The 22,713-nt window shown below is 72.2% G+C and carries 24 protein-coding genes; 9 read left to right on the top strand and 15 right to left on the bottom strand.

Annotated features, from left to right (window positions below):
• The first annotated feature begins 3 nt into the window (after positions 1-3).
• Positions 4-1,179: a plasmid partitioning protein RepA gene (gene repA, locus LXM90_RS30445; RefSeq protein WP_234083240.1), complete on the top strand. Its 1,176-nt coding sequence runs from the start codon at positions 4-6 to the stop codon at positions 1,177-1,179.
• A gap of 4 nt (positions 1,180-1,183) precedes the next feature.
• The gene (repB, locus tag LXM90_RS30450; protein WP_234083242.1) at positions 1,184-2,260 is read left to right on the top strand and encodes a plasmid partitioning protein RepB; all 1,077 of its coding nucleotides are present in this window, start codon (positions 1,184-1,186) and stop codon (positions 2,258-2,260) included.
• 126 nt (positions 2,261-2,386) lie between these two features.
• On the opposite strand, the gene LXM90_RS30455 is transcribed toward repB, so the two are convergent.
• The 3 genes from LXM90_RS30455 to LXM90_RS30465 all read right to left on the bottom strand — a co-directional run bounded on the left by LXM90_RS30455 (position 2,387) and on the right by LXM90_RS30465 (position 5,337).
• Positions 2,387-2,842: a hypothetical protein gene (locus tag LXM90_RS30455; protein ID WP_132368204.1), complete on the bottom strand. Its 456-nt coding sequence runs from the start codon at positions 2,840-2,842 to the stop codon at positions 2,387-2,389.
• A gap of 168 nt (positions 2,843-3,010) precedes the next feature.
• Positions 3,011-4,039 (bottom strand): amidohydrolase family protein, encoded by a 1,029-nt coding sequence (locus LXM90_RS30460; protein WP_056524304.1) that lies wholly within the window; start codon positions 4,037-4,039, stop codon positions 3,011-3,013.
• Between the two features lie 149 nt (positions 4,040-4,188).
• The gene (locus LXM90_RS30465) at positions 4,189-5,337 is read right to left on the bottom strand and encodes a hypothetical protein (protein ID WP_234083245.1); all 1,149 of its coding nucleotides are present in this window, start codon (positions 5,335-5,337) and stop codon (positions 4,189-4,191) included.
• Between the two features lie 271 nt (positions 5,338-5,608).
• Here LXM90_RS30465 and LXM90_RS30470 point away from each other — a divergent pair, with 271 nt between their 5' ends.
• Complete coding sequence (locus LXM90_RS30470; protein ID WP_234083248.1) at positions 5,609-6,388, top strand: alpha/beta fold hydrolase; 780 nt, start codon at positions 5,609-5,611, stop codon at positions 6,386-6,388.
• Between the two features lie 182 nt (positions 6,389-6,570).
• Complete coding sequence (locus tag LXM90_RS30475) at positions 6,571-6,984, top strand: thioesterase family protein (protein ID WP_020096182.1); 414 nt, start codon at positions 6,571-6,573, stop codon at positions 6,982-6,984.
• A gap of 69 nt (positions 6,985-7,053) precedes the next feature.
• On the opposite strand, the gene LXM90_RS30480 is transcribed toward LXM90_RS30475, so the two are convergent.
• The 5 genes from LXM90_RS30480 to LXM90_RS30500 all read right to left on the bottom strand — a co-directional run bounded on the left by LXM90_RS30480 (position 7,054) and on the right by LXM90_RS30500 (position 11,252).
• Positions 7,054-7,338, bottom strand: coding sequence for a helix-hairpin-helix domain-containing protein (locus tag LXM90_RS30480; protein WP_234083251.1), 285 nt, complete (start codon positions 7,336-7,338; stop codon positions 7,054-7,056).
• A gap of 553 nt (positions 7,339-7,891) precedes the next feature.
• The gene (locus LXM90_RS30485; protein WP_234083254.1) at positions 7,892-8,839 is read right to left on the bottom strand and encodes a PDR/VanB family oxidoreductase; all 948 of its coding nucleotides are present in this window, start codon (positions 8,837-8,839) and stop codon (positions 7,892-7,894) included.
• A 14-nt stretch (positions 8,840-8,853) separates the two neighbouring features.
• Entirely contained in the window at positions 8,854-9,423 is a 570-nt protein-coding gene (locus LXM90_RS30490) for an MOSC domain-containing protein (protein ID WP_026605417.1), read from the bottom strand.
• Positions 9,424-9,443: 20 nt separating this feature from the next.
• Entirely contained in the window at positions 9,444-9,833 is a 390-nt protein-coding gene (locus tag LXM90_RS30495) for a Rid family detoxifying hydrolase (protein WP_042670561.1), read from the bottom strand.
• A 90-nt stretch (positions 9,834-9,923) separates the two neighbouring features.
• Positions 9,924-11,252 carry an MFS transporter gene (locus LXM90_RS30500; protein WP_026605416.1) on the bottom strand — a complete coding sequence of 443 codons (1,329 nt, stop codon included), beginning with the start codon at positions 11,250-11,252 and terminating at the stop codon, positions 9,924-9,926.
• Positions 11,253-11,455: 203 nt separating this feature from the next.
• Between LXM90_RS30500 and LXM90_RS30505 the strand changes: the two genes are divergently transcribed.
• A complete protein-coding gene (locus LXM90_RS30505; RefSeq protein ID WP_020096176.1) occupies positions 11,456-12,064 on the top strand; it encodes a helix-turn-helix domain-containing protein in 609 nt (202 codons plus the stop codon).
• A 60-nt stretch (positions 12,065-12,124) separates the two neighbouring features.
• Here the strand turns inward: LXM90_RS30505 and LXM90_RS30510 are convergent, their stop codons facing one another.
• Together LXM90_RS30510 and LXM90_RS30515 are read right to left on the bottom strand one after the other, a co-directional pair.
• The gene (locus LXM90_RS30510) at positions 12,125-12,364 is read right to left on the bottom strand and encodes an Lrp/AsnC ligand binding domain-containing protein (protein WP_020096175.1); all 240 of its coding nucleotides are present in this window, start codon (positions 12,362-12,364) and stop codon (positions 12,125-12,127) included.
• A 96-nt stretch (positions 12,365-12,460) separates the two neighbouring features.
• The gene (locus LXM90_RS30515) at positions 12,461-13,246 is read right to left on the bottom strand and encodes an alpha/beta fold hydrolase (RefSeq protein ID WP_026605415.1); all 786 of its coding nucleotides are present in this window, start codon (positions 13,244-13,246) and stop codon (positions 12,461-12,463) included.
• A gap of 126 nt (positions 13,247-13,372) precedes the next feature.
• On the opposite strand from LXM90_RS30515, the gene LXM90_RS30520 reads away from it, so the two are divergent.
• From LXM90_RS30520 to LXM90_RS30530, 3 genes are all read left to right on the top strand, one after another.
• Entirely contained in the window at positions 13,373-14,005 is a 633-nt protein-coding gene (locus LXM90_RS30520; protein WP_020096173.1) for a GntR family transcriptional regulator, read from the top strand.
• Between the two features lie 95 nt (positions 14,006-14,100).
• Positions 14,101-15,624 carry an aldehyde dehydrogenase gene (locus LXM90_RS30525; protein ID WP_234083258.1) on the top strand — a complete coding sequence of 508 codons (1,524 nt, stop codon included), beginning with the start codon at positions 14,101-14,103 and terminating at the stop codon, positions 15,622-15,624.
• An 83-nt stretch (positions 15,625-15,707) separates the two neighbouring features.
• A complete protein-coding gene (locus LXM90_RS30530) occupies positions 15,708-17,114 on the top strand; it encodes an MFS transporter (protein ID WP_020096171.1) in 1,407 nt (468 codons plus the stop codon).
• A gap of 46 nt (positions 17,115-17,160) precedes the next feature.
• Here LXM90_RS30530 and LXM90_RS30535 read toward each other — a convergent pair whose 3' ends face one another.
• Together LXM90_RS30535 and LXM90_RS30540 are read right to left on the bottom strand one after the other, a co-directional pair.
• Positions 17,161-17,595, bottom strand: a complete 435-nt coding sequence (locus LXM90_RS30535; RefSeq protein ID WP_020096170.1) for a YybH family protein — start codon at positions 17,593-17,595, stop codon at positions 17,161-17,163.
• A 66-nt stretch (positions 17,596-17,661) separates the two neighbouring features.
• On the bottom strand, positions 17,662-18,213 hold the full coding sequence (locus LXM90_RS30540; protein WP_103986146.1) for a lipocalin-like domain-containing protein: 552 nt from the start codon (positions 18,211-18,213) through the stop codon (positions 17,662-17,664).
• 410 nt (positions 18,214-18,623) lie between these two features.
• Here LXM90_RS30540 and LXM90_RS30545 point away from each other — a divergent pair, with 410 nt between their 5' ends.
• Positions 18,624-20,714 carry a prolyl oligopeptidase family serine peptidase gene (locus tag LXM90_RS30545; RefSeq protein WP_020096168.1) on the top strand — a complete coding sequence of 697 codons (2,091 nt, stop codon included), beginning with the start codon at positions 18,624-18,626 and terminating at the stop codon, positions 20,712-20,714.
• A 719-nt stretch (positions 20,715-21,433) separates the two neighbouring features.
• Here the strand turns inward: LXM90_RS30545 and LXM90_RS30550 are convergent.
• The 3 genes from LXM90_RS30550 to LXM90_RS30560 form a co-directional block, all read right to left on the bottom strand.
• The gene (locus LXM90_RS30550; protein ID WP_020095857.1) at positions 21,434-21,667 is read right to left on the bottom strand and encodes a hypothetical protein; all 234 of its coding nucleotides are present in this window, start codon (positions 21,665-21,667) and stop codon (positions 21,434-21,436) included.
• Between the two features lie 305 nt (positions 21,668-21,972).
• Entirely contained in the window at positions 21,973-22,320 is a 348-nt protein-coding gene (locus tag LXM90_RS30555; protein WP_020095858.1) for a hypothetical protein, read from the bottom strand.
• A complete protein-coding gene (locus LXM90_RS30560; protein WP_020095859.1) occupies positions 22,313-22,480 on the bottom strand; it encodes a hypothetical protein in 168 nt (55 codons plus the stop codon). Before LXM90_RS30560 ends, LXM90_RS30555 begins: the two co-directional genes overlap by 8 nt.
• Positions 22,481-22,713 lie beyond the last annotated feature (233 nt).

A 22,713-nucleotide genomic window follows, 5' to 3' on the forward strand; every position in this document is an offset into this window, starting at 1 on the left:
TCCATGGCGATGCACGATCTGATCGCCGGCGACGCGCAGGCGCTGTCGGCCAAACTGCAGTCGCACCGGCAGCGGCTGTTCCCGCCCGAGGCGCGCAAGCAGCTGCGGCGATTCTCGTCCGGCGAGGCCGCCAAGCTGATCGGGGTCGACGACGGCTACCTGCGGCGCCTCTCGCTCGACGGCAAGGGGCCCGCCCCCGAGATCGGGCCGTCCGGGCGGCGATCCTACTCGAGCGCCGACATCCAGGCGCTGCGCGGCATGCTGGACGAAGGGGCCAAGACTGGCCGGCGGTACCGGAAGGAGCGGCGGGCCGAGGAGCATCTCCAGGTCATCGCGGTGGTGAATTTCAAGGGCGGCTCGGGCAAGACCACCACGGCGGCCCATCTCGCGCAGCACATGGCGCTGCAGGGCTACCGCGTCCTCGCCGTCGACCTCGACCCGCAGGCGAGCCTGTCGGCCCTGCACGGGATCCAGCCCGAATTCGACGTGCGGGACAACGAGACCCTCTACGCCGCGATCCGGTACGACGCGGCGCGCCGTCCCCTGACCGACGTCATCCAGAAGACCTACTTTCCGGGCCTCGACCTCGTGCCGGGCAATCTCGAGCTGATGGAATTCGAGCACGAGACACCGCGCGCCCTCCTCCAGCGGAGCAGCGACGGCGATTCGCTGTTCTTCACGCGCTTCGCCCAGGCCCTGGCGCCGGTCGCCGACCGCTACGACGTGGTCGTGGTCGATTGCCCGCCGCAACTCGGCTACCTGACGCTCTCGGCCCTGTGCGCGGCGACCAGCGTGCTCGTCACCGTGCATCCGCAGATGCTCGACGTGATGTCGATGTGCCAGTTCCTGCTGATGACCTCCGAGATGCTCGGGGTCGTCGCCAAGGCCGGCGGCGACATGAACTACGACTGGATGCGCTACCTCGTCACGCGCTACGAGCCGACCGACGGTCCGCAGACCCAGATGGTCGCGTTCATGCGGACGCTGTTCGGGGAGCGCGTGCTCACCAACGCGATGCTGAAGAGCACGGCGGTCTCGGATGCCGGCATCACCAAGCAGACCCTGTTCGAGGTCAGTCGCGACCAGTTCACGCGCGCGACCTACGACCGCGCGATGGAGAGCCTGGACGCGGTCAACGGCGAGATCGAGGCGCTGATCCGCACGGCATGGGGACGCTGATCCGATGGCCCGCAAGAACCTCCTCGCCGGCCTGCTCGATCCGGCCGACCAGACCGAGTTGACCGCGGTCAACTCGCCCCGCGACGACGCGGCGGCCGCGCGATCGGAGCGGGGCCCGGCCCCGGCCGTTCCCAGCTTCACCGGCCGCGGCGCAGTCGGCGCGATGAGCCGGTCCCTGGAGCGCCTGACCTCCGAAGTCGTCTCGGCGCGCGCCGCGGAGGACCAGCTCAGGTCCGGCAGCGTCGCGGTCGATCTCGATCCGGGCCTCGTCGACCCGTCGCCGGCCCCCGACCGGCTGCCGGTGATCGACGGCCCCGGCGAGGACGCCTTCGTCGCCGTCATCCGGGCGCAGGGGCAGCAGACCCCGATCCTGGTGCGGCCCCATCCCACCGTCAGCGGGCGCTATCAGGTCGCGTTCGGCCACCGGCGGCTGCGGGCCGCGGCCGCGCTGGGGCGGCCGGTCCGCGCGCTGGTGCGGACGCTCACGGATGCCGAACTCGTCGTCGCCCAGGGTCAGGAGAACAACGCGCGGGCCGATCTCAGCTTCATCGAGCGGGCCGCCTTCGCCCTGACGCTGGAGCGGCTCGGGCACGGGCGCGACGTGATCATGGCCGCCCTGCTCGTCGACAAGACCGAGCTGTCGCGCCTGATCGCGGCGCGGCGCGCCCTGCCCGATTCTGTGATCGCCGCCATCGGTCCCGCCCCGAAGGCGGGACGCCGCCGGTGGATGAGCCTCGCGGATCGCCTCGCCAGCCCGGAGATGCGGGCGCGGGTCGATGAGATCGTCGCCGCGGACGCCTTCGCGACCCTGTCCTCCGACCAGCGGTTCGTGCGCGTGTACGCGGCCGTGGCGCCGGTCCCAGCCCCGGCGCCACCGGTGGTCCGCGCGGGGCCGGAGGCGGGGCTGGCGGAGGACGGGCGCCGCTTGGCGCGCATCGAGCGGACCCCGACGACCGTGGGCCTGATCATCGACGAGACGCTCCATCCCGCCTTCGGCGACTTCCTCGTCGCGCGCCTCCCGGAGCTGTTCGCGGCCTACGAGCGCGAGCAGGCGCGCGGCCCGGAGCGATCCGGGCTCTGAGGTCGCGCCGCCCGGGCCTCGCGCCGCCGGGGCGGACCGGTCGCGAGGCCGCCGGTCCCCGAGATCCGCCGCGCGCGATCCGCCCGCACGGGGGAGGGGGCTCCGGCGCGCTGCGTGAGGCCCCGGCTACCTGCAGGCCTCGGCCCGCTTGTCGATCAGGCCGCGCAGCCCGGAGAGGCTGATCTCCTCCGTGATGGCCTCGTGCCATCGGTCCAGCAGGCGGATGCTGAAGCGTCGACCGGCCAGAATATCTTTCAATACGTCCCCATTCAGCGTGATCACTCCGGCGTCCTGCATCTGCGTTGTGGGAAACATCGCGTTTGAAACAGGTCCCTCGTCGATCCGATACTGATAATTGAAGATGGAATTCTTTGGCAGGCCGGTGATCTCGATGCGGTCGCCGACGATCTGGATGCGCGACCGCGCCTTCGGCGCCAGAACGCAGGCGACGTCGCCGCTCGACGGGGCCGCCGATTTCCTGAGCACCCAATCGCCCTCGCCGGCGACCGTCTGTCCGGCCTCCTGAGCGTGGCCCAGGCCCGCGACAAGGCAGAGCGCGACGGCGCAGATCGTGACCCTCATGAACGACATCCCCGCTTCACCCGCCGGTCCGGCCCTGGGACCAACATCGTTCGCGCGGCGGCGCCGTCGATCTAAGACACATTCGCCCGGTCACCGGCAGGCGCGCGCCGGCGGATCCGCGATCGGGTCAGCCCCGCCTCTGCGACTCCTCCGGGGCCCTCGGCGGCCCTACGGCGTCACGCCGGCCGACCGGAGCCGCGCCGCGAGTCGCGGATACACGCGCAGCGCGTTCCCGGCGTAGATCTTGGCCCGGTCCGCGTCCGGGATCGCCGCGGCCTCGACGTAGCGCTTGGTGTCGTCGTAGGCGTGGCCGGTCTCGGGATCGACCCCGTTCACCGCGCCGACCATCTCTGAGGCGAACAGCACGTTCTCGCGCGGGACGACCTTGAGCAGCAGGTCGATGCCGGGCTGATGGTAGACGCAGGTGTCGAAGAAGACGTTGCGCATCAGCTCGGACAGCGGCGGCCGCTTCATGTCCTGGGCCAGCCCCCGGTAGCGTCCCCAGTGATAGGGCACGGCACCCCCGCCGTGCGGGATGATCAGGCGCAGCGTCGGAAAGTCCTTGAACAGGTCCGAGGTCACGAACTGCATGAAGGCGGTGGTGTCGCCGTTGATGTAGTGCGCCCCGGTCGCGTGGAAGTTGGGATTGGCCGAGGCGCTGACATGCACCATGCCGGGCACGTCGAGCTCGACCATCTTCTCCCAGAGCGGGTACCAGAACCGGTCGGAGAGCGGCGGATCGGTCCAGTAGCCCCCGGACGGGTCCGGGTTGACGTTGCAGCCGACGAAGCCGAGCTCCTTGACGCAGCGCTCGAGCTCGGCCGTGCAGTTCTTGGGCGAGACACCCGGCGATTGCGGCAGCTGGCAGACGCCGACGAAGTTCTGCGGCATCAGGCTCGTCACACGGTGGATCATGTCGTTCGACACGATCGACCAGTCGAGGCTGGTGCGGGCCGTGCCGATATGGTGGCCCATCCCGCCGGCCCGCGGCGAGAACAGCGCCAGGGAGATGCCGCGCTCGGACTGGAGCTTGAGCTGCCGCCCGCTCACGCTGGCGCGCACCGCGTCGTCGCTGACTTGCAGGTCCGACGGCTTGGGGGACTGGCCCGGGTCGTTGAGCGCGCCGATCTGGCGCTTGCGCCAGTCCAGCATGGCGGCCGGCTCGGTGGTGTAGTGCCCGTGGCAGTCGATCACCAGACCCGTGTAGCGCGACGGCTCGGCCCGCGCGGCGCCGGCCGTCAGCGCCGCCGCCCCCAGCCCCGCGAGGCGGCCCAGGAAGCCGCGCCGGGGCAGGCAGCACGCGCAGCCCGCGCCGGTGATCGGCGTGGCCGGATCTGCCGCCGCGATCATCGCGCGCCGCCCTCCGGCAGGGCGGCGCGCTTGCGCAGCACCATGTCGCCCCGGAACAGGAACTTCTGCGCCCGCTTCCCGGTGTCGACCTCGGTGGTGAAGACGTTGCCCTTGGAGTCGATCGCGAGGTTGTGGACCCAGTGGAAGTCGCCGGCCATCCGGCCGTTGCGGCCGAAGCGGCCGAGGACCTCGCCGGTGTCGCGGCTCAGGGTGCGGACCTCGTTGTTGGCCCCGTCGGCGTTGAGCAGGTAGGTCTGGCGCTCGTCCGGCCACAGGGCGAGTTCCCAGACCGAGCCGTTGGCCCGGGTGTTCTTCTCGACGAACATCTCCTTGACGAAGGTGCCGTCCTTCCGGAACACCTGGATCCGGTCGTTGGTCCGGTCACACACGTAGACGAGGCCGTCGCGGGCGATCTGCACGCAGTGCACCGGGTTGGCGAATTGCTGGGACGGGGCCGCCGCCGGATCGTAGGGGCCGAGCTTGTCGTCGGTCGGCGGCTTGCCGTAGGCGCCCCACATCCGCTTGAACGCGCCGGTCTCCGCGTCGAACACGATGACGCGGTGGTTGTAGTAGCCATCGGCCACGTAGAGCTCGTTCGTCTCCGGGTCGACCATCATGCCGGCCGGCTTGCCGAGGCGGCTCGTGTCCCGGCTGTCGGTCTGCGGCCCCTGCTTGCCGATCTGCAGCACGAACTTGCCGTCCGGGGTGAACTTCAGGATCTGGCCGTCGGTGTCGCCGTTGCCGGCGAGCCAGACGAAGCCCTTGTGGTCGATGTGGATGCCGTGCTCGTTCTGGGGCCACTGATAGCCCTCGCCCGGGCCGCCCCAGGACTTCACCAGGCGCCCGGCCTGGTCGAAGACGAGGACCGGCGGCGCCGGCTTGCAGCAGCGGGTGCGAGGCGGATCGAGGCTCGCGGCCTTCTCGTCGTCGGTGAGGGTGCGCGGCCGCTGGATCACCCAGACATTGTCCTGCGCGTCGACCGCGACGCCCGCCGCCTGACCCATGATCCAGTCGTTCGGCAGGCGCTGCGGCCAGGCCGGATCGACCTCGAAGCGCAGCGGCTCCTCGGCGAAGGCCGGAACGGCGAATGTCAGCACTGTCAGCGAGGCCGCAGCCGTCAGCCGACGCAGCACGCGTCGCAGCATCTCGGTTTCCTCTCCCGATTTTTACTCAATTCGTGCCGCCATGAGAGGCTGAAAGGCCGCCCTCGTCCAGCATCGCGCAGCATATCTGGGTAACATCCCGGGATGCTTGCGCCCGGATGTGCCCGTCCGCGCGCGGTCCCGGCCGCCGCCGGGTCGAGTCGAGGCGCGCGCCGAGATGCGCCCTGGGCGGCCCGAGGCTGTATCCTTCCCGCGCCGACGGCGAACAGGGACGGTACGTCCCGCATCGACGAGTCCGGATGGAGGCGCCCCCATGATGACGCGCAGAACGCTGACCCGCACCCTTGCCGCCGGCGCGGCCGCCGCGCTGCTGCCCGGACCGGCCACCGCCCAGGACCTCCCGCGGGCGCGCAACGTCGTGCTGGTCCACGGGCTGTTCGCCGACGGGTCGTGCTGGTCGGAGGTGATCCCGCACCTGCAGGCGGCCGGCCTCTCCGTCAACTCCGTGCAGAACCCGCTGACCACCCTCGCGGAAGCGGTGGCCTCGGCGCAGCGCGTGCTGGCCCGCCAGGAGGGACCGACCGTCCTCGTCGGCCACTCGTTCTCCGGCATGATCGTGACCGAAGCCGGGATCGACCCGAAGGTCTCGGCGCTGGTCTACGTGGCGGCGCGGGCGCCGGACGCGAACGAGGATTACGCGGCGCTGGCGAAGGCCTACCCGACCCCGCCCGCCTCGGCCGGCATCGTGTTCGACGGCGACGAGGGGCGCCTGAGCGAGGCGGCGTTCCTGCGGGATTTCGCGGGCGACCTGCCGGTGGAGAAGGCGCGGGTGCTGTTCGCGGTCCAGCAGCCGTTCCGCAAGGCCCTGCTGACGGGACGGACCACCCAGGCCGCCTGGCGCTCGAAGCCGAGCTTCTACGCGGTGTCGACCGAGGATCGGACCATCGACCCGGACCTCGAACGGTTCATGGCCAAGCGCATGAACGCGCGGACCGTCGAGCTCCGGGCGAGCCACCTGTCCCTGATCTCGCGCGCTCCGGATATCGCGGATCTCATCCTCGAGGCGGCCGGCCAGCCCCGCCGTCGTCGCTGACCGGACGCGGCTCGCTTGCGGGCGCTCGTCCCTCCCCACGGTTCCCGGTCCGGGGTTCCCGTGCCGGGCCGGACGGCGGGGAGGGGGCTGGGCTGCGTGCGGCGAAGGTCCCGGGATGTCCGGACGCGGTCCCTCGGCCCTACCTATCGGTCATCGGGCCGAAACGGATCTGGAGCGCGCGCATGCAGGACATCCCGTTGGGGGCGAAGGGGAGCTTCGCCATGCTGGTCGGGCCGTCACATCTGGCCAGCCAGTTCAAGGACAACATCCTGCCGCCGGTCTTCGCCACGCCGATGATGGTCCTGATCATGGAGAACGCGGCGCTGAACGCCGTCCGCCAGTACCTCGATCCCGGCGAGAGCGCCGTCGGGACCAAGGTGGACGTGACCCACATGGCGGCGACCCCGGTCGGGCACCGCGTCCGGGCGGAAGCCGAGGTGGTCGGCGTCGCCGGACGCCAGATCCAGTTCCGCGTCGCGGCCTGGGACGAGTCGGAGCAGATCGGGTCCGGGACGCACGAGCGGATGATCGTCGACATCGAGCGGCTCGGCAAACGTCTCGCCGCCAAACAGCCCGCCCCGTCGAAGCGCGCGTAGGGTCCGGGCCGTGGCCCCTGGCACCTGTGGGACCGACGAGCCCGGCTCGGTGCCGACGGGCTTCGACCCTCAATCCGGGCGGCCCGCGCCAGCGGACTCGGTCTGCCGCACCGCGACGGCAGCCCTGATCGCCTCGTAATCGGCCTTCTTCAGGACACGCCGGGTCACGAGATCCTCCGGGGAGCCGTAGGGCCGGAACGCGACGATCCGGCGCCCGATCATGCCGGCCCCGAGGGCGTTCAGCTCCTCGACGGACGCCGTGTTGAGGTCGACGCCCTGGCCTGGAGAAGCTGGCGGCTGGCCGGAGCCCGGCGCGCCCTCGGCCTGCTGCGGCGGCGCCGCCGGCTTCGCCACCCCGCTTGCCGCGGGGGCATCCGGCGACGCTGCCGGCGATGCGGGCGGGGTTGCCGCCAGGGACGACGGGGGGGCGGCTGTCGCGTTCCGCGGTGCCGGGGCGACGCGCTGGGCGGATCCGGCGTTCGGCCCCGGATAGACGGACCGGATGGCCTCGCCCTGCGGGTCGATCCCGGATCGGTCCTGCTTGGACACGGGAATCGGTGTGGACGCTTGCCTGTCGCGGCTCGCGTGAGGGCGGGGCCCGTAGGAGATCCAGAGGCCCGCCAGGACGACTGCGGCCGCCGCCAGACCGGCGCTGATGGACAGCGTGGATCGGCTCATTCTCACAACCTCCTCTTGGCGGGCGGGGCACTGTCCCACGGCGATGGCACTGTCGAGGCGGGCTAACCCAGCCCGAGCGGCATCGCCATCCGCCGCGTGAGGTTCGCTGATCCGAATCGTGCGGCGCGCTGGCGCAGCTCACGGTCGCGCGGGCCGCGCGGCGAGGCGGCCGGCGTCGTCGCCCGCGCGGGGCCGCACGTCTGATAACGCCGCAGCGCGGGTCCGGCCGTCAGAGCTCGAGCGTCACGGCGTCCCGCGCGCGCGAGACGCAGGGCATCATGCGGCTCCCGCGCTTGGCGAGCGGCAGGACCGCGTCGCGGTGGAGGACCGCGCCGTCGCGATAGCCGCACTCGCAGGCGCCGCAGACGCCGAGCTCGCAGGAGGAGGGCAGGTCGAGCCCCGCGCCGCGCAGCACGTCGAGCAGCGACCGGTCGGCGGGCACGTGGAGCACCTGCCCGGTGGAGGCGATGCGCGCCTCGAACGGCTCCGGTACGAAGCCCTCGTCGCGCAGCGGCTCGAAATGCTCGCTGTGCACCCGCTCGGCGGGCCAGCCCCGCGCGACCAGACCCTCCTGGACCGCGTCCATGAGGCGCCGCGGCCCGCAGGCGTAGGCGTGGGTCCCGGTCTCGGCCGGGCCGAGGGCGTCGGGGTCGAAGCGCCGCCCCTCGGACCCGAACCAGCACCGGAGGCGCGGCCCGCAGACCGTCCGCACCGCCGCCAGCAGCGGCGCGCGCTCGGGGGAGGGGGCGCAGAGATGGAACGCGTAGTCCGCCCCCGACGCGGAGAGCGCGCGCGCCATGGCGAGCAGGGGCGTCACCCCGATCCCGCCGGCCACGAGCAGGTGGCGGCGCGCGCCGGGGTCGAGGGGGAAGTTGTTGCGGGGCGCCGAGACGTGGGCGAACGCCCCCGGCGCGAGCGTCTCGTGCGCCCAGGCCGAGCCGCCCCGGCCGGCCGCCTCCCGCTTGATCGCGATCTCGTAGCGGCTCCGGTCGGCCGGGTCGCCGCACAGCGAGTACTGTCGCACCCGCCCGTCCGGCAGGCGCAGGTCGACGTGGGCGCCGGCCGTCCAGGCGGGGAGTTCCGGGCGCGCGGGATGGACCAGACCGAGGTGCAGCACCTCCGGCGTCGTCGCGACCGCGTCGGCGACGCGCAGCTTCATGATCAGGCGGGCCGTCATCGCGCGCAGCTCCGTCAGTCCAGCAGCGCGATCGCGTCGCCGGGCCGGATCACGCCGCCGCTCTCGATCCCGCAGTTCAGGCCCGAGCGGTTGTAGAGCGGCAGGTAGACCGGCATTCCGAGCAGCTCCTCGAGATAGCGGCAGGGGAAGTTGAGGCGCCCGCCCCGCAGGATCACCGCGCCGACCCGGAAGCGCCGGCCGACCAAGTGGTTGAGCGGCACGCCGCGCACCGTGAGGTTGCGCCGATGGTCCCCCGGCAGGAGGCGCAGCGGCCCCTCCTGCAGCGGCGGGTCGTTGCGGTTGAGGGCGTCGAGGGCCTCCTGCTCGATCAGCGTGACCTCGCGCACGTCGGGCTTGGGCGAGTAGGTGCCGGTGCCGAGGAAGTAGCGGTCGCCCTCGATCCCGCGGCCGGCCACGCACACGGCCTCGGACACCTCCTCCATCTCGTAGCTCGCCGCGGGGGCGATGTGGATGTGGGTCAGGCTGCCGACCCAGCCGGCGGCGCCGCCCGGAACCCGGACGGCGGCCGATCCGGCCGCGTGCGCGAAGGCCTCGACCATGCGGGGTGCGGTCTCGCCGGTCATCGTGCTGGTCGCCTCGGTTGTCATGCGGCCTCCGTGGCGAGCGCGATCGCCTCGATCTCGACCCGGGCGTCGCGCGGCAGGCGCGCGACCTCGACCGTGGAGCGGGCCGGGGCCTCGCCCGGGAAGTGCTCGGCGTAGACCGCGTTCATCGCGGCGAACTCCGCCATGTCCTTGAGGAACACGGTCGTCTTCACGACGCTCGCGAGGCTGGCGCCGCCCGCCTCGAGCACGGCGGCGAGGTTGGCGAGGGACCGCCGGGTCTGCGCCTCGATCCCGTCCGGGAACGCGCCGGTGGCGGGATCGATCGGCAGCTGTCCGGAGGCGAAGACCAGCCCGCCGGCCCGGATCCCCTGTGCGTAGGGCCCGACCGCCGGAGCGGCCTTCTCGGTGCGTATGGTGTGCTTCGTCATGCGGTCGATCTCGCGTCGGTCTGTTTCAGATAGTGGACGATAATCCACTGTATGGGAAGCCGCCGCGCGCGTCCGGGGCGGCTCATCCGGTCAGTCGATCGGCTTGCGCGCCGTCTCCGGGGCGAGGAGCGTCGCCGTCAGGGTGATGCAGGCGAGGGCGATCAGGTAGACGGAGATCGGCCAGGTCGCGCCGGAACTCCAGCCCAGCAGGGCCGCGGCGATCAGCGGGGTGAAGCCGCCGCTGAGGGCCGCGCCCACCTGGAAGCCCAGCGAGGCGCCGCTGTAGCGCAGGCGCGCGTCGAACAGCTCGGACATCCAGGCGGCGCCGGTGCCGAACATGATCCCCTGGCCGAAGCTCAGGGCCACCGCGACGGTCAGGGTGATGATCGTTGGGTCGCGCGTGTCGAGCAGGGTGAACAGCGGGAACGCGAAGGCGATCGAGAACAGGCAGGCGGCGACGAACAGGGTCCGGCGGCCGTAGCGGTCCGACAGCCAGCCGAAGGCCGGCAGGGTGAAGAGCTCGATCACCGCCGCCACCAGGATGCCGTTCAGGATGATGCTGCGCGACAGCCCGAGCTGGCCGGTCACGTAGGAGATCGAGAACACGGTCACGACGCTGACGTAGGCGATCTCGGAGACCTTGAGGCCCACGGCCTTCAGGAAGGTGCGCGGGTGCTCGGTGAGGATCTCCATGACCGGCAGCCGCGCCACGGCGGACCGCCGCTTCACCCGCTGGAACGCGGGCGTCTCGTGCAGGCGCAGGCGGATGAACAGCCCGAGGCCGACCAGCAGCGCGCTGGCCAGGAACGGGATCCGCCAGCCCCAGGCGAGGAAGTCCGCCTCCGGCAGGAAGCCGCACAGCGCGAAGGCCCCGATCGACGCGATGACGCCGAGGGGGTAGCCGAGCTGGACGATGCTGCCGAAGTAGCCGCGCCGCTCCGCCGGGACGCTCTCCACCACCATCAGGACCGCGCCGCCCCACTCGCCGCCGATCCCGATGCCCTGGACCAGGCGCAGCGCCACGAGCAGGATCGGGGCCCAGATGCCGATCTGCGCGTAGGTCGGCAGGCATCCGATCAGGAACGTGCCGAGGCCCATGATGATGATGGTCAGGGACAGCATCGCCTTGCGGCCGATCTTGTCGCCGAAATGCCCGAAGATGACGCCGCCCAGGGGGCGCGCCAGGAAGCCCACCGCGTAGGAGCCGAACGCCGCGATGGTGCCGACCAGCGGGTCGAAGCTCGGGAAGAACAGCTTGTTGAACACGAGCGCCGTGGCCGTCCCGTAGATCAGGAAGTCGTACCACTCGACCGTCGTCCCGATGACGCTCGACCAGACGATCTGGCGCCGGTCGGCGACCGGCACCGGGCCGGCATCGAGAGCCGGGGACGCCTCAAGGGGCAACGCGGTATCGGCCACGGCACATCCTCCACTGTGATGGATAAAAATCCATTCTTGTGGAGGCAAGCGGCGTGCCAGCCCGGCGACGCGCGTTCCGGAGTGCGCTTCGGCGCAAGGTGCGGCGCAAGGTGCATTTCGGCAGCCCCTGCGCTAGGCGGGGGCGACTCTCTCGGTGCCGCGCCCCGGTCGCGCGGCCCGGACGCGGGCGCGGAAGACGGGGCATGACGGCGAGGACGATCATCGGGGCGGACCCGGCAGCGACGGAGACGTCCCCGCAGATCCACATCGCCGAGGAGATCCGGCGGCGCCGCAGGGAGCAGGGCCTGTCGCTGGAGACGCTGGCGGCGCGCTCGGGCGTCAGCCGCTCGATGATCTCCAAGATCGAGCGCTCCGAGGCCGTGCCGTCGACGGTGGTGCTGTCCCGCCTCGCGGAGGCGCTCGGCGTCACCTTCTCGCGGCTGATGGCGCCCGCGACGGAGCGCGAGATCCTGGTCATCCCGGCGAGCCGCCAGCCGATCCTGCGCGACGAGGCGTCCGGCTACCTGCGGCGCTGCATCTCGCCGGTCCTGCCCGGGCGCGGCATCGACTGGGTGCTCAACACGCTGCCGCCGGGCGCCAGCACCGGCGAGTTCACCGCCCATCGCCGCGGCGTGTCCGAGTACATCTACGTCCTGCGCGGCCGCCTGCGGGCGGTGATCGGCGAGCGCGCGGTCATCATGGAGACCGGCGACAGCCTGTATTTCGAGGCCGATGCCGGGCACGCCTTCACCAACGTCGGCACGGAGGCGTGCGAGTACTTCCTGGTGATCGACCCGTCGCGCGTCCGCTGAGCCGGGCCGCCCCGGACGTCCGCGGCGCGCGGGGCCGGCCGCCGGTCCCGGTCGGGCGCGTCAGTGGAAGGCCTTGAAGGCGATGATCGTCTCGGAATCCTTCACGCCGTCGAGGCGCAGGAGGAAGTCGTTCACGAACAGCCCGATATCGACGCCGTTGTCCACGTGGAACTTGGCCATGATGTCGAACCGTCCGGCCGTGGAGTAGATCTCGGACGCGATCTCCATCGCGACGAGCGCGTCGGACGCGGCGTAAGTCTTGCCGATCTCGCATTTGATCTGCACGAAAAATGTCTTCATGTCCGTCTCGCTGGATGGCGCGCCGCCGCGGCCGCGCGGATCGGGGCCGCCGACCCCGCCGGAGCGGCCGAACCTAGCACCGTTCCGCGCGTCCGCTCAGGCGGAACCCGGCCGGAGAAACGCCAGGACCTCGCGGGCGAACAGCTCGGGGGCCTGGAGCTGCGGGACGTGGGCGCAGTCCGGCAGCGTCACGAACCGCGCGTCCGGCAGCCCGGCCGCGAGCTCGCGCGCCATGGCCGGCGGGGTCGCCTCGTCCTCCTCCCCGACGAGCACCAGCGCCGGCGCGCGGATCTCTGAGAGGCGCGCGCGCAGGTCGAGGCCGGCCAGGGCCGCGCAGGCCGCCCGGAACACGTCGACGTCCGTGCGCAGGAAGGCGGCCCGGCGCTCGGCCATCAGGTCCGGGTGCGCGGCCTGGAACGCGGGCGCGAACAGCCGGCGCATGGCCGTGTCGGCGAGCGCCGCGAGCCCCTTCTCGGCCGCCGCGCCGGCCATGCCGCGGAACGCGGCCCGGCCGGGCTCCGGGAAGCAGGCGCCGCAATCGGCGAAGACGAGCCGGTCGAAGAGGTCGGGGTGGCGCAGGGCGCAGAGCAGCAGCACGAAGCCGCCGTAGCCGTTGCCCAGCCCGGCCGCTGGCCGGCCCCCGGTCGCCGCGCGCAATGCCGCGCCGACCCGGTCGGCGACGGCCTCGAGGCCGCCCGGCGCGGGCGCGGAGGCGCCGAACCCAGGCAGGTCGGGGACGAGGAGCCGGAAGTCGCGGCCGAGCGCCGGGGTGACCCGGTCGAAGCTCGTCCGGTCGGCGAGCAGCGAGTGCAGCAGGACGAGGGGCGGGCCCTCGCCGGACAGGGTCACCGCGACCTGGCCATCCGCGAACATCGCATGCATCCGAGACCTCCCCCGCCGCCTCTGCCGGCGGCTCCACGACGCTGTCGCATCCGACGCGTTCGCTCGCAATCCGGTTGACGTGATATTTCACGAATGGCAGCATGTGTCGATCGAACGAGGTCGTGCGTGCTGCTCCGAGACAACATCTACGCGGCGATCCGCGCCGACATCCTGGCCTGCGTCCTGCGCCCCGGCGCGGAGGTGCGCGAGCAGGAACTGGCCCAGCGCTACGCCGTGAGCCGGCAGCCGGTCCGGGAGGCGCTGCTGCGCCTGGAGCGCGAGCGGCTCGTCACGGTTCACGCGCGTCAGGGATATCAGATCAACGCGATTTCGGTGGCGGACGCGCGCGATCTGCTGCGCATGCGCCTCGCTCTGGAGCCGGCCTGCGCGGCCGAGGCCGCGGCCGGCGCGCCCGCTTCCGTCCTGGCGTCCCTCGACGCGTTCCGCGCCGTCGCGGACGGCGCCGACTTCATCGCGGAGAACCGCGCCTTCCACATCGCCCTCGCCGAGGCGTCGGGGAACCGCCGCATGGCCGCGACCGTGCGCGACCTCGTCGAGCAGGCGGACCGGCTGGTCCGGGTCAGCCTCGACGGTATCCGCGGGCGCGACCCGGCGCAGCTGGTGGACGAGCACGCCGCCATCATCGACGCCGTGCAGCGCCGCGACGGGCGCGGGGCGCGCCGCCTCGTGCGCGCGCACGTCGCCCAGGCCGAGCGCCGCATCCTGACCGCCCTGGAACGCAGCGCGATCGTCCTCTGAACGAGGTCGCGCCCGGCGCGGAGCCGAGGGACGCGGTGGAACACGACACCGGGCCCGACCCGGCCCGACAACGGACCCGACACGGGAGAGACGCCATGACCCTGCACGCGCCGGAACCGACCGTCGAGACACGGGGCAACTTCATCGACGGGCGCGAGGTCGAGGCCGGCGACGGCGCGCTGATCGACGTGCGCAACCCCGCCACCGGCGCGGTGATCGCCCGGATCCCCAATTCGGGGCCGGCCGACGTCGACCGGGCGATGCGCGCGGCCCGGGCGGCCTTCGAGGGCCGGGAATGGGGCGGGATGGACATCCGGGCGCGCGCCCGGCTGGTGAACAGGCTCGCCGACGCGTTCGAGGCCAACCTCGACACGCTCTACCGGCTGGAGACCACCAACAACGGCCGGCCGGTCAACGAGACCCGGGCGCAGCTCTCGCGGCTGCCGGACTTCTTCCGCTACTTCGCGGGCGTGGCGCTGGCGCGGCGCGACGACGTCATCCCGGTCGAGGGCAACTACCTCAACTACACCCGCCGCACCCCGATCGGCGTGGTGGCGAACTGTACGCCGTTCAACCACCCGCTGATGATCCTGTGCAAGTCGCTGGCGGTGGTGCTCGCCACCGGCTGCACCACGGTGGTCAAGCCCTCCGAGTACACGCCGCTCACGACCCTGAAGCTCGCGCAGATCTTCACCGAGGCCGGCCTGCCGCCGGGCGTGTTCAACATCGTGCTGGGGCTTGGCGCCTCGACCGGCAAGGCGCTGGCCGAGCACGGCGACATCAACAAGCTCGTGCTCACCGGCGGCACCGAGGCCGGCCGGATCGCCGGCTCGGCCGCCGCGAAGGTCTTCGCCCACCAGACCATGGAGCTCGGCGGCAAGACCCCCGTGATGGTGTTCGACGACTTCGACGTCGAGCGGGCGGTGAACTACGCGGCCTTCGGCGCCTTCATCGGCGCCGGCCAGACCTGCGTGTGCGGCAGCCGCCACCTCGTCCAGGCCTCGATCTACGACGAGTTCGTCGAGCGGCTCGCCGCCAAGACCGCCGCGATCCGCCTCGGCGATCCCTTCGACCCGGCGACCCAGCTCGGGCCAGTCATCTCCGAGCGCCAGCGCGAGCGGGTGCTGGCCTATGCCGGCTACGGCCGCGACCAGGGCGCCCGCGCGGTGGCGGGCGGGCGGGCGGCCCGGGTGCCGGGCTTCGAGGGCGGCTACTTCGTGGAGCCCACCGTGTTCGCGGACGTCACCGCCGACATGCGCATCTTCCAGGAGGAGGTGTTCGGGCCCTTCACCAGCGTCACCCGCTTCGAGGACGAGGCCGACGCGCTCCGGCTGGCCAACGACTCGCCCTTCGGCCTCGCCGCGGCCGTGCGCACCCGCGACGTCGCCCGGGCCCACCGGGTGGCGCACGCGGTCAAGGCCGGCATCGTCTGGATCAACGACCACCACCGCCTCGACCCGGCCTCGCCCTGGGGCGGGGTCGGCGACAGCGGGCTCGGCCGCGAGTGCGGGATCGAGAGCTTCAACGACCATTTCGACGTGAAGAGCGTGATAATCGCCACCGGCGACGGGCCCTTCGACTGGTACCGCGACACGGCCGGCCAGCGCCGCCTGAACTGACGTCCGGCGGCGCGGGGGATGCGAGGTCCGCGCCAGACGGACCCCTTCCGCGCCGGCCCCGAACCCGAGGAAGGAAACGCCCCATGTCCGAAGCCGTGAGCCCGGCGGTCAACGCCGGAGGCCGCCTCGACCGCCTGCCGATCGGCCCGTTCCACCGCCGCATCATGTGGCTGATCGGGATCGGCATGTTCTTCGACGGGTTCGACATCTACATCGCCGCCACCGTGCTCGGCGCGACCCTGAAGAGCGGCTTCTCGACCCTGCCGCAGAACGCGTGGTTCGTCTCGGCCACCTTCGTGGGGATGATGGCGGGCTCGTTCCTCACGGGCTTCTTCGGCGACCGCTACGGGCGGCGCTTCACCTACCAGGCGAACCTCCTGGTCTTCGGGCTGGCCGCCATCGGGGCGGCCTTCGCGCCCAACATGACGGTGCTGATCGTGCTGCGCTTCATCATGGGCGTGGGGCTCGGGGCCGAGAACGTCGTGGGCTACTCGACCATGACCGAGTTCGTGCCGGCGCGCTCGCGCGGGCGCTTCCTCGGCCTCATGGCGGTGTTCGTCGTCACGGGCCTGCCGGCCGCCTCCCTGATCGGCTACCTGATCATCCCGACCTTCGGCTGGCGGGCGATGTTCGCGCTGGGCGGCCTCGGGGCGCTCGCCGTCTGGTACGCCCGCAAGAGCCTGCCGGAATCGCCGCGCTGGCTCGAGGCCGTGGGGCGCCACGCCGAGGCCGAGGCGCTGATGCGCGCGATCGAGGCCGAGGCGGCCCGCGGCGCGCCGCTGCCGCCCGCCGCCGCCGCGGCGCCCGTCACGCAGCTCGGGCTCGCCGCCCTGTTCCGGCCGCCGCTGCTGTCGCGCCTGCTGCTGGGCTGCCTGTGCCTCGTGGTGATCAACACCCTGCTGTACGGCTTCGTGACCTGGCTGCCGACCTTCTTCATTCGGCAGGGCCTCTCGGTGGCGACCTCCTTCGGCTACGCGCTGCTGATGGGGCTCGGCGCGCCGGTGGGCAGCGCCATCGGCGCCCTGACCGCCGACCGCTGGGGCCGCAAGCCGACGATCATCGGCGCCTCGGCGACGGCCATCCTGTTCGGGATCCTCTACCCGATGACCCTGGACCCGGTCCTGCTGCCGCTGGTCGGGTTCGGGCTGACGGTGCCGATCTACGTGCTGGTGGCCCTGCTGTTCGGGATCTACATCCCCGAGCTGTTCCCGACCGAAGTGCGCCTGCGGGCCTCGGGCCTGTGCAACACGGTCGGGCGCGGGGCGACCATCGTGACGCCCTTCCTGGTCGTTACCCTGTTCGAGACCTACGGCATCGCGGGCGTGACCGGCCTGATGATCGGGCTGCTCGCCCTGCAGATCGTGGCGGTCGCGGCGTTCGGCGTCGAGCCGCGCAGCCAGAGCCTGGAGAGCCTGGAGGCCGGCGTGGCGCCGGCCGAGGGCGGCCCGGCCGCCCGGGCGCGGGGCACGGTTCCGCGCCCGATCCACTGAGACCGGGAGGCGCTCCGCCCGGCCGTCCCCCGGCCGGGCGGAGCGATCAGTTCCAGGTGTGCAGGACCGTGCGCCAGGCGCCGTCGCGCTTCTCCAGCACGTTCACCCAGTTGCCCTCGAACTTCTTCTTCGCGCCCCCGTCCCCGGGGCCGGTCATCTCCCAGCGGCCGGACACGATGAGCAGGTTGTCCTTCGGCAGCGCGGATTTGACCGTCGTCTTGTGCTCGTCCCATCCCTTCGCCTTCAGCCCGGCGAAGAACTTCTGGATGCCGTCGCTGGTCTGCGGCGCGCCCTTCGTGACGACGATCGCGTCGGGCGTGTAGAGCTTGGCCAGCGCGTCCATGTCGCCGCCGTTATACGCCGCGTCCCACTGGCTCGCGGCGCTCTGCGCGTCGGCCTGGACGGTGTCCGACCGGCACAGGCTCGGCGTCATCAGGGCGACAGCGAATACGGTCGCGTGCAGGACGTGGGGACGCAGCATGTCTTCCTCCATCGTGAAGTGTTCTGGTCGATCACGGTGCGAAGGCGCGGGAGCTCCGGATCTTGACTAAGGGTATTTCTCCCAGGTTAGGGTGATGACGCTCATCCTGCCGTCGACGTTGAACTTGAACGGCACCGTCGTGAGGACGAGCCGCCCGTTCTCCTGCGCGACGTGCCGGACCTGGGAGGTCCCGGTCCAGGCCTCGTTCCAGGACGTGTCGATGTCGTGGACGATCCGGTCGCCCTCGAGCCGGTAGGTCCCGGCATAGGCGAAGAAGGTCTTGTGGAGCTTGATCCGGTCCGCGTCGGACATCTTGTCGTTGGCGATCGGCCGCTCCCGGCCTTCGTGGGCGCAGACCACCATCATGCGCCCGTCGCGGCCGTAATGGATCCAGCCGGTCGGCTTCGGGCCGCCGTAGGCGTCGATCGTCTCGCCCGTGTCCACGATCCGGCGCGTGGCCGCGGCGAGGCGCCAGGTCCCGACGACCGCGTCCGCGTCCACCGCCCATCCGGGCGAGATGCCGAGACAACCCGAGACCAGGACGGCGGTGCCCGCGACGCCGACCATCGCCGTCTCGGCGAGCCGAGACCTGCGCAACCCCTGTTCGACGACGCGCATCGCAGCGACCCCCGGTAAGGCCATGGGGACTCAGAGCACGAACCAGACCGTACGCGACAGAACCATCATTGAATACCATGATCGGTGCGAATGCAAGGCATATGTGCTGATTTGATAAAAGCGAAAACAGTCAAAGATCTGATATGGTCCGAATGGCGCTGGAAAGATAAGTATAGATGCGCCCGAGAGACCCGCGCGGCCTGCCGGCCGAGTCGACGGCGCGCGCGGCGGCGACGTTCGGGAGGGGGATCGGCCGCCCGCATGCGGAAACGTCCTGATCCGCGTGTCCGGATCGTCCTTTCCACCTGCGCGAGGCATGCGAACATCTGCGCGTCCGAGACGATTGACCGCTCATCGGGGGAATGCCGCGCGCCTATCGAGGGTGGCGCGCAGGGGCTACGGTCCCACTGATGTCCGCGGCAACCGACCCCCACCCCGACCCCAGGCCGACCCTCGCGCGGCCCGACGACGATCCGTACCTCTGGCTGGAGGAGGTCGACGGGCCCGACGCGCTCGCCTGGGTCGAGGCACGCAACGCGGAGACGCTCGCCCGCTACGGCGATGCCGGCTTCCTCCGCGACCGCGACATCGCCCGGGACCTCCTCGACCGGCCGGACCGCATCCCGTTCGTCCAGCGCTTCGGCAGCTGGCTCTACAATTTCTGGACGGACGGCGCGCATCCGCGCGGCCTGTGGCGGCGCGTCGACGCGGCCGGCTACCGCGCCGCGGTCCCGGACTGGGAGATCCTGCTCGATCTCGACCATCTCGCGGCGACGGAGGGCGAGGACTGGGTCTGGGCCGGGGCGACGATCCTCAGGGACGCGCTCGATCGCGCCCTCGTGCGCCTCAGCCGCGGCGGCAAGGACGCGGCCGTGATCCGCGAGTTCGATCTGGACACCCGCACCTTCGTGGCCGACGGCTTCGTCCTGCCCGAGGGCAAGGGCGGCGCGACGTGGCTCGATCGCGAGACGGTGCTCCTGTCGAGCGCCCTCGGCCCGGGCATGGCCACGCGGTCCGGTTACGCGCGCACCGTCCGGCTCTGGCCGCGCGGCACGGACCCGCGCGACGCGTCCGTCCTGTTCGAGACCGCCGAGACCAGCATGGCGGTCTGGGGCGCGTCCGACCGGCAGACCGGGACCGAGCGGATCACGGTCGTCGAGCAGCTCGGCTTCTTCGACGCGGCTGTCCATATCGGCGATCGCGGCGGCCTGCGCGCGCGCCTCGACCTGCCCACGCATGCCGGGGTCCAGCTGCACCGCGACCACCTGTCCGTGCGGCTGCGGCGGCCCTGGACGGTGGACGGCGTCGCGCACGACACCGACACGGTGCTGGCGATCGCGCTCCCCGACCTGCTGGCGGGAGGCCGCGCCTTCACGGTCCTCTGGCAGCCGGACGCGCGGCTCGCCCTGCAGAGGGTGTTCTGGTCGGCCGGGCGGCTGATCGTGGACGTGCTCGAGGACCTGCGCCCCACCTACCGGGTCTTCGAGCCGGGGCCGGGCGGCTGGACCGAGCGGCCCCTCGCTGGGTTGCCCGCCCTGGGTTCCGTCCATCTCTGGCCCCTCGACGGCGATCCGGAGCGGGCGGACGGAGCCCTGCTGGCGCTGGCCCACGATCCGGTGACGCCGCCGGCGCTGCTCGCCTTCCCGCCCGCGCTCGACGCCCCGGCCGTCCTGCGTCGGGCGCCCCCGGCCTTCGACGCGCGCGGCATCCGGGTGACGCGCCACGAGGCCGTGTCGGCGGACGAGACGCGCGTGCCCTACGTTCAGGTCGGGCCGGAAGCCGAGACCGGTGCGGCCCCCGTCTACCTGACGGCCTATGGCGGGTTCGGGCTCTCGCGCCTGCCGGATTACCAGCCCGTGCTGGGCAAGCTCTGGCTGGAGCGGGGCGGCACCTGCGTGACCGCCAACATCCGCGGCGGCGGCGAGTTCGGCACCCGCTGGCACCACGCGGGCCGGCGCGAGGGCAAGGCCCGGGCGCACGACGACTTCGCCGCGGTGGCCGCCGATCTCGTGGCCCGCGGCGTGACGCGGCCGGGGCGGATCGCGGCCGAGGGCGGCTCGAACGGAGGCCTGCTGATCGCCAACATGCTCACCCGCTACCCGGAGCGGTTCGGGGCGCTGGCCTGCACGATCCCGCTGATCGACATGCGCCGCTACACGAAGCTCCTGGCCGGCGCGAGCTGGATCGCGGAGTACGGCGATCCGGACGACCCGCAGGACTGGGCGTTCCTGTCCGGCATCTCCGCCTACCACGCCGCCGAGGCCGGGCGGGCCTACCCGCCGATCCTGCTGGCCACGAGCCGCGGCGACGACCGGGTCCATCCAGGCCACGCGCGGAAGATGGCGCAGAAGCTCCGCGTCCTCGGCTGCGACGTCGCCTTCTACGAGCCCGCGACCGGCGGGCACGGCGCCGGCAAGGACAGCGAGCAGACGGCGGCGTTCCGGGCGCTGGGGCTCACCTTCCTGCGCCGCGCCATCGGATGGGATGACCCGGTCGCGTGAGCGCGGCCTCGACCCGAACCGCGGCATCGTCCGGGTCCGCATACGGGAACGGCGGGGCTCTCGCCCCGCCGCTCACGCCGTCCGTTCGGGCAGTCCGTCGCCCGGGCGGCCCCGAGGACCGCCGCGGCTCAGAAGCCCATCAGCACCCCGGCCGAGCCGGTCACCGTCATCGCGAGGCCGCCCAGGAAGGCGCCGATCATCGCGTAGGAGAAGCCCTTCAGGACCATGTCGTGCACGCCTCTCATCGAGCAGCGGGTCTCGGGCGAGACCCGGGATCACCAACTGCAATGATGATGCCGGATCGGCCGGCTGCGTGCGGTGCGAAGAGTCACGCTGCGCCGCGGAACCGTTCGGCGCGCGTTCAGGCGGCGACGGTGGGCGAGACGGCCGCCGGGCCCGTCTCGCTCACGCGAAATGGGCCGGCAGGCTGAGGGCCTGCGCGTAGGTCACGAGGGCGACCGCGCCGGCGATCAGGGTTGCCACCAAGGCGATGCGGTTGGTCCAGGTCATCGTCGTCTCCATCGGGTTCGCGACTGTGTTCGCGGTGTGATCCCGATGTACGCCCAAGCTTTCAGGTCCGGCGTGTCCCGGAACACCTGCAGGGCCGCCGCTCGCGCACGGATCCCGGGCCGCGCACCGGCCGGAGGCGGGCAGGGAGGCCGCCTCCGGGCTCGGAGGGCCCCGCAGAGCGGGACGGGACCCTGATCCGCCGGCCCGCTCTATCCAGCCCCCGCGCCCTGATCCGCGTTGGAGGCGACCGTGAAACCCTCGCGATCGAAGACGGTGTAGAGGATGCCGGCCGGATCGAGGCCGAGACCCCCGATATGCGCGATCGCCGCTTCCTTGGCCTCGGCCAGCGTGCTGAACGGGTCCGGCAGCTGATACATCCGTGAGGCCTGCTCGGCGCCGTCGATCCGCACCGGCGGCGTGGTGATCTCGACCGTGTAGGGCACGACGACTGTCCGCCTCGACCTAGTGGAACACGCCGAGGAAATACAGCAACAGGATGATCGGCAGCGGGATTCCCAGCAGCCACAGCAATCCACCGCGCAGCATTCGCGCCTCCTCTATGTCGACAATCGCACCGAAATATCGGCCGGTTCGAGATTGGAACGCGCGAACATCGGAAAGGGATGCACAATACTGGTGCGAATGCTCGGAGCGCACCTTCGGTAGAGCTGCGTGAGATCTGCAGGCGTCCCGCCCCGCGCGGATGGCCGTCCGCGCCCGACCTCCGCCCGGCCGCGGCTGGGACGGCTCAGCGATGCAGCGCGGCGATCCAGTCCCTCAGCGGATCCACCACGTAGGCCATCCAGGTCCGCGCCCAGGCCAGGGCAGGGCGGTTCGCGTCGATCGGCCGGGCGGCCATCAGGGCCGCCACGTAGGCGTCCTCCTGGGGCTTGCACGCGTCCAGGGCGCCCCGCTCCCGGCCGGGCCTGCTCCGGTGCGCCGGCTGCCGGTCGAAGGCCTCGCGGACGCAGCCGTGCCACGCCCGCTCCAGGCCCGGCAGGTCGGCCGGCTCCGCTGCCAGCGCCGCGGCGGGCTCGGCCCCCGCCAGGGCCGCGAGGAGCGTCAGGCCGGCCGCGAGGGGCGAGCGCCTACTCATCCGACGCGCGCTCCGTCTGCGGGGCCGCGTCGGCGAGGGTCATCGCGCGCGCGGCCGTGCGCAACTCGTGGCGGGCCACGCCGTCCGCGAGCGCGACGAGGGCGACGAGCACGAGCCCCAGCATGAGGAGACGGCGGATGGTCGGGGCGGGGATGAGCATCGAGGGCGCCTCAGGGAGACGTCCGCACCGTAGCGGAGCCGTCGCGCGCCGGCTGCCACTCCGATGCCACATGAGTACGGAAAGCGAACGTCCGTCCACGAAATCCCGGCGGGAGCGCCCCGGCGCGCCCGCGAGTCGCGGATGCCGGCCATCGCCGCGCCGGATCGAGCCGCGGTGCCGGGCGCGCCCAAAAGGGGCCGGTCCGGCGCGACGAAGAGACCCCGCGCTCGATC

The sequence above is a fragment of the Methylobacterium oryzae genome (genome assembly GCF_021398735.1).
Taxonomy (GTDB): domain Bacteria; phylum Pseudomonadota; class Alphaproteobacteria; order Rhizobiales; family Beijerinckiaceae; genus Methylobacterium.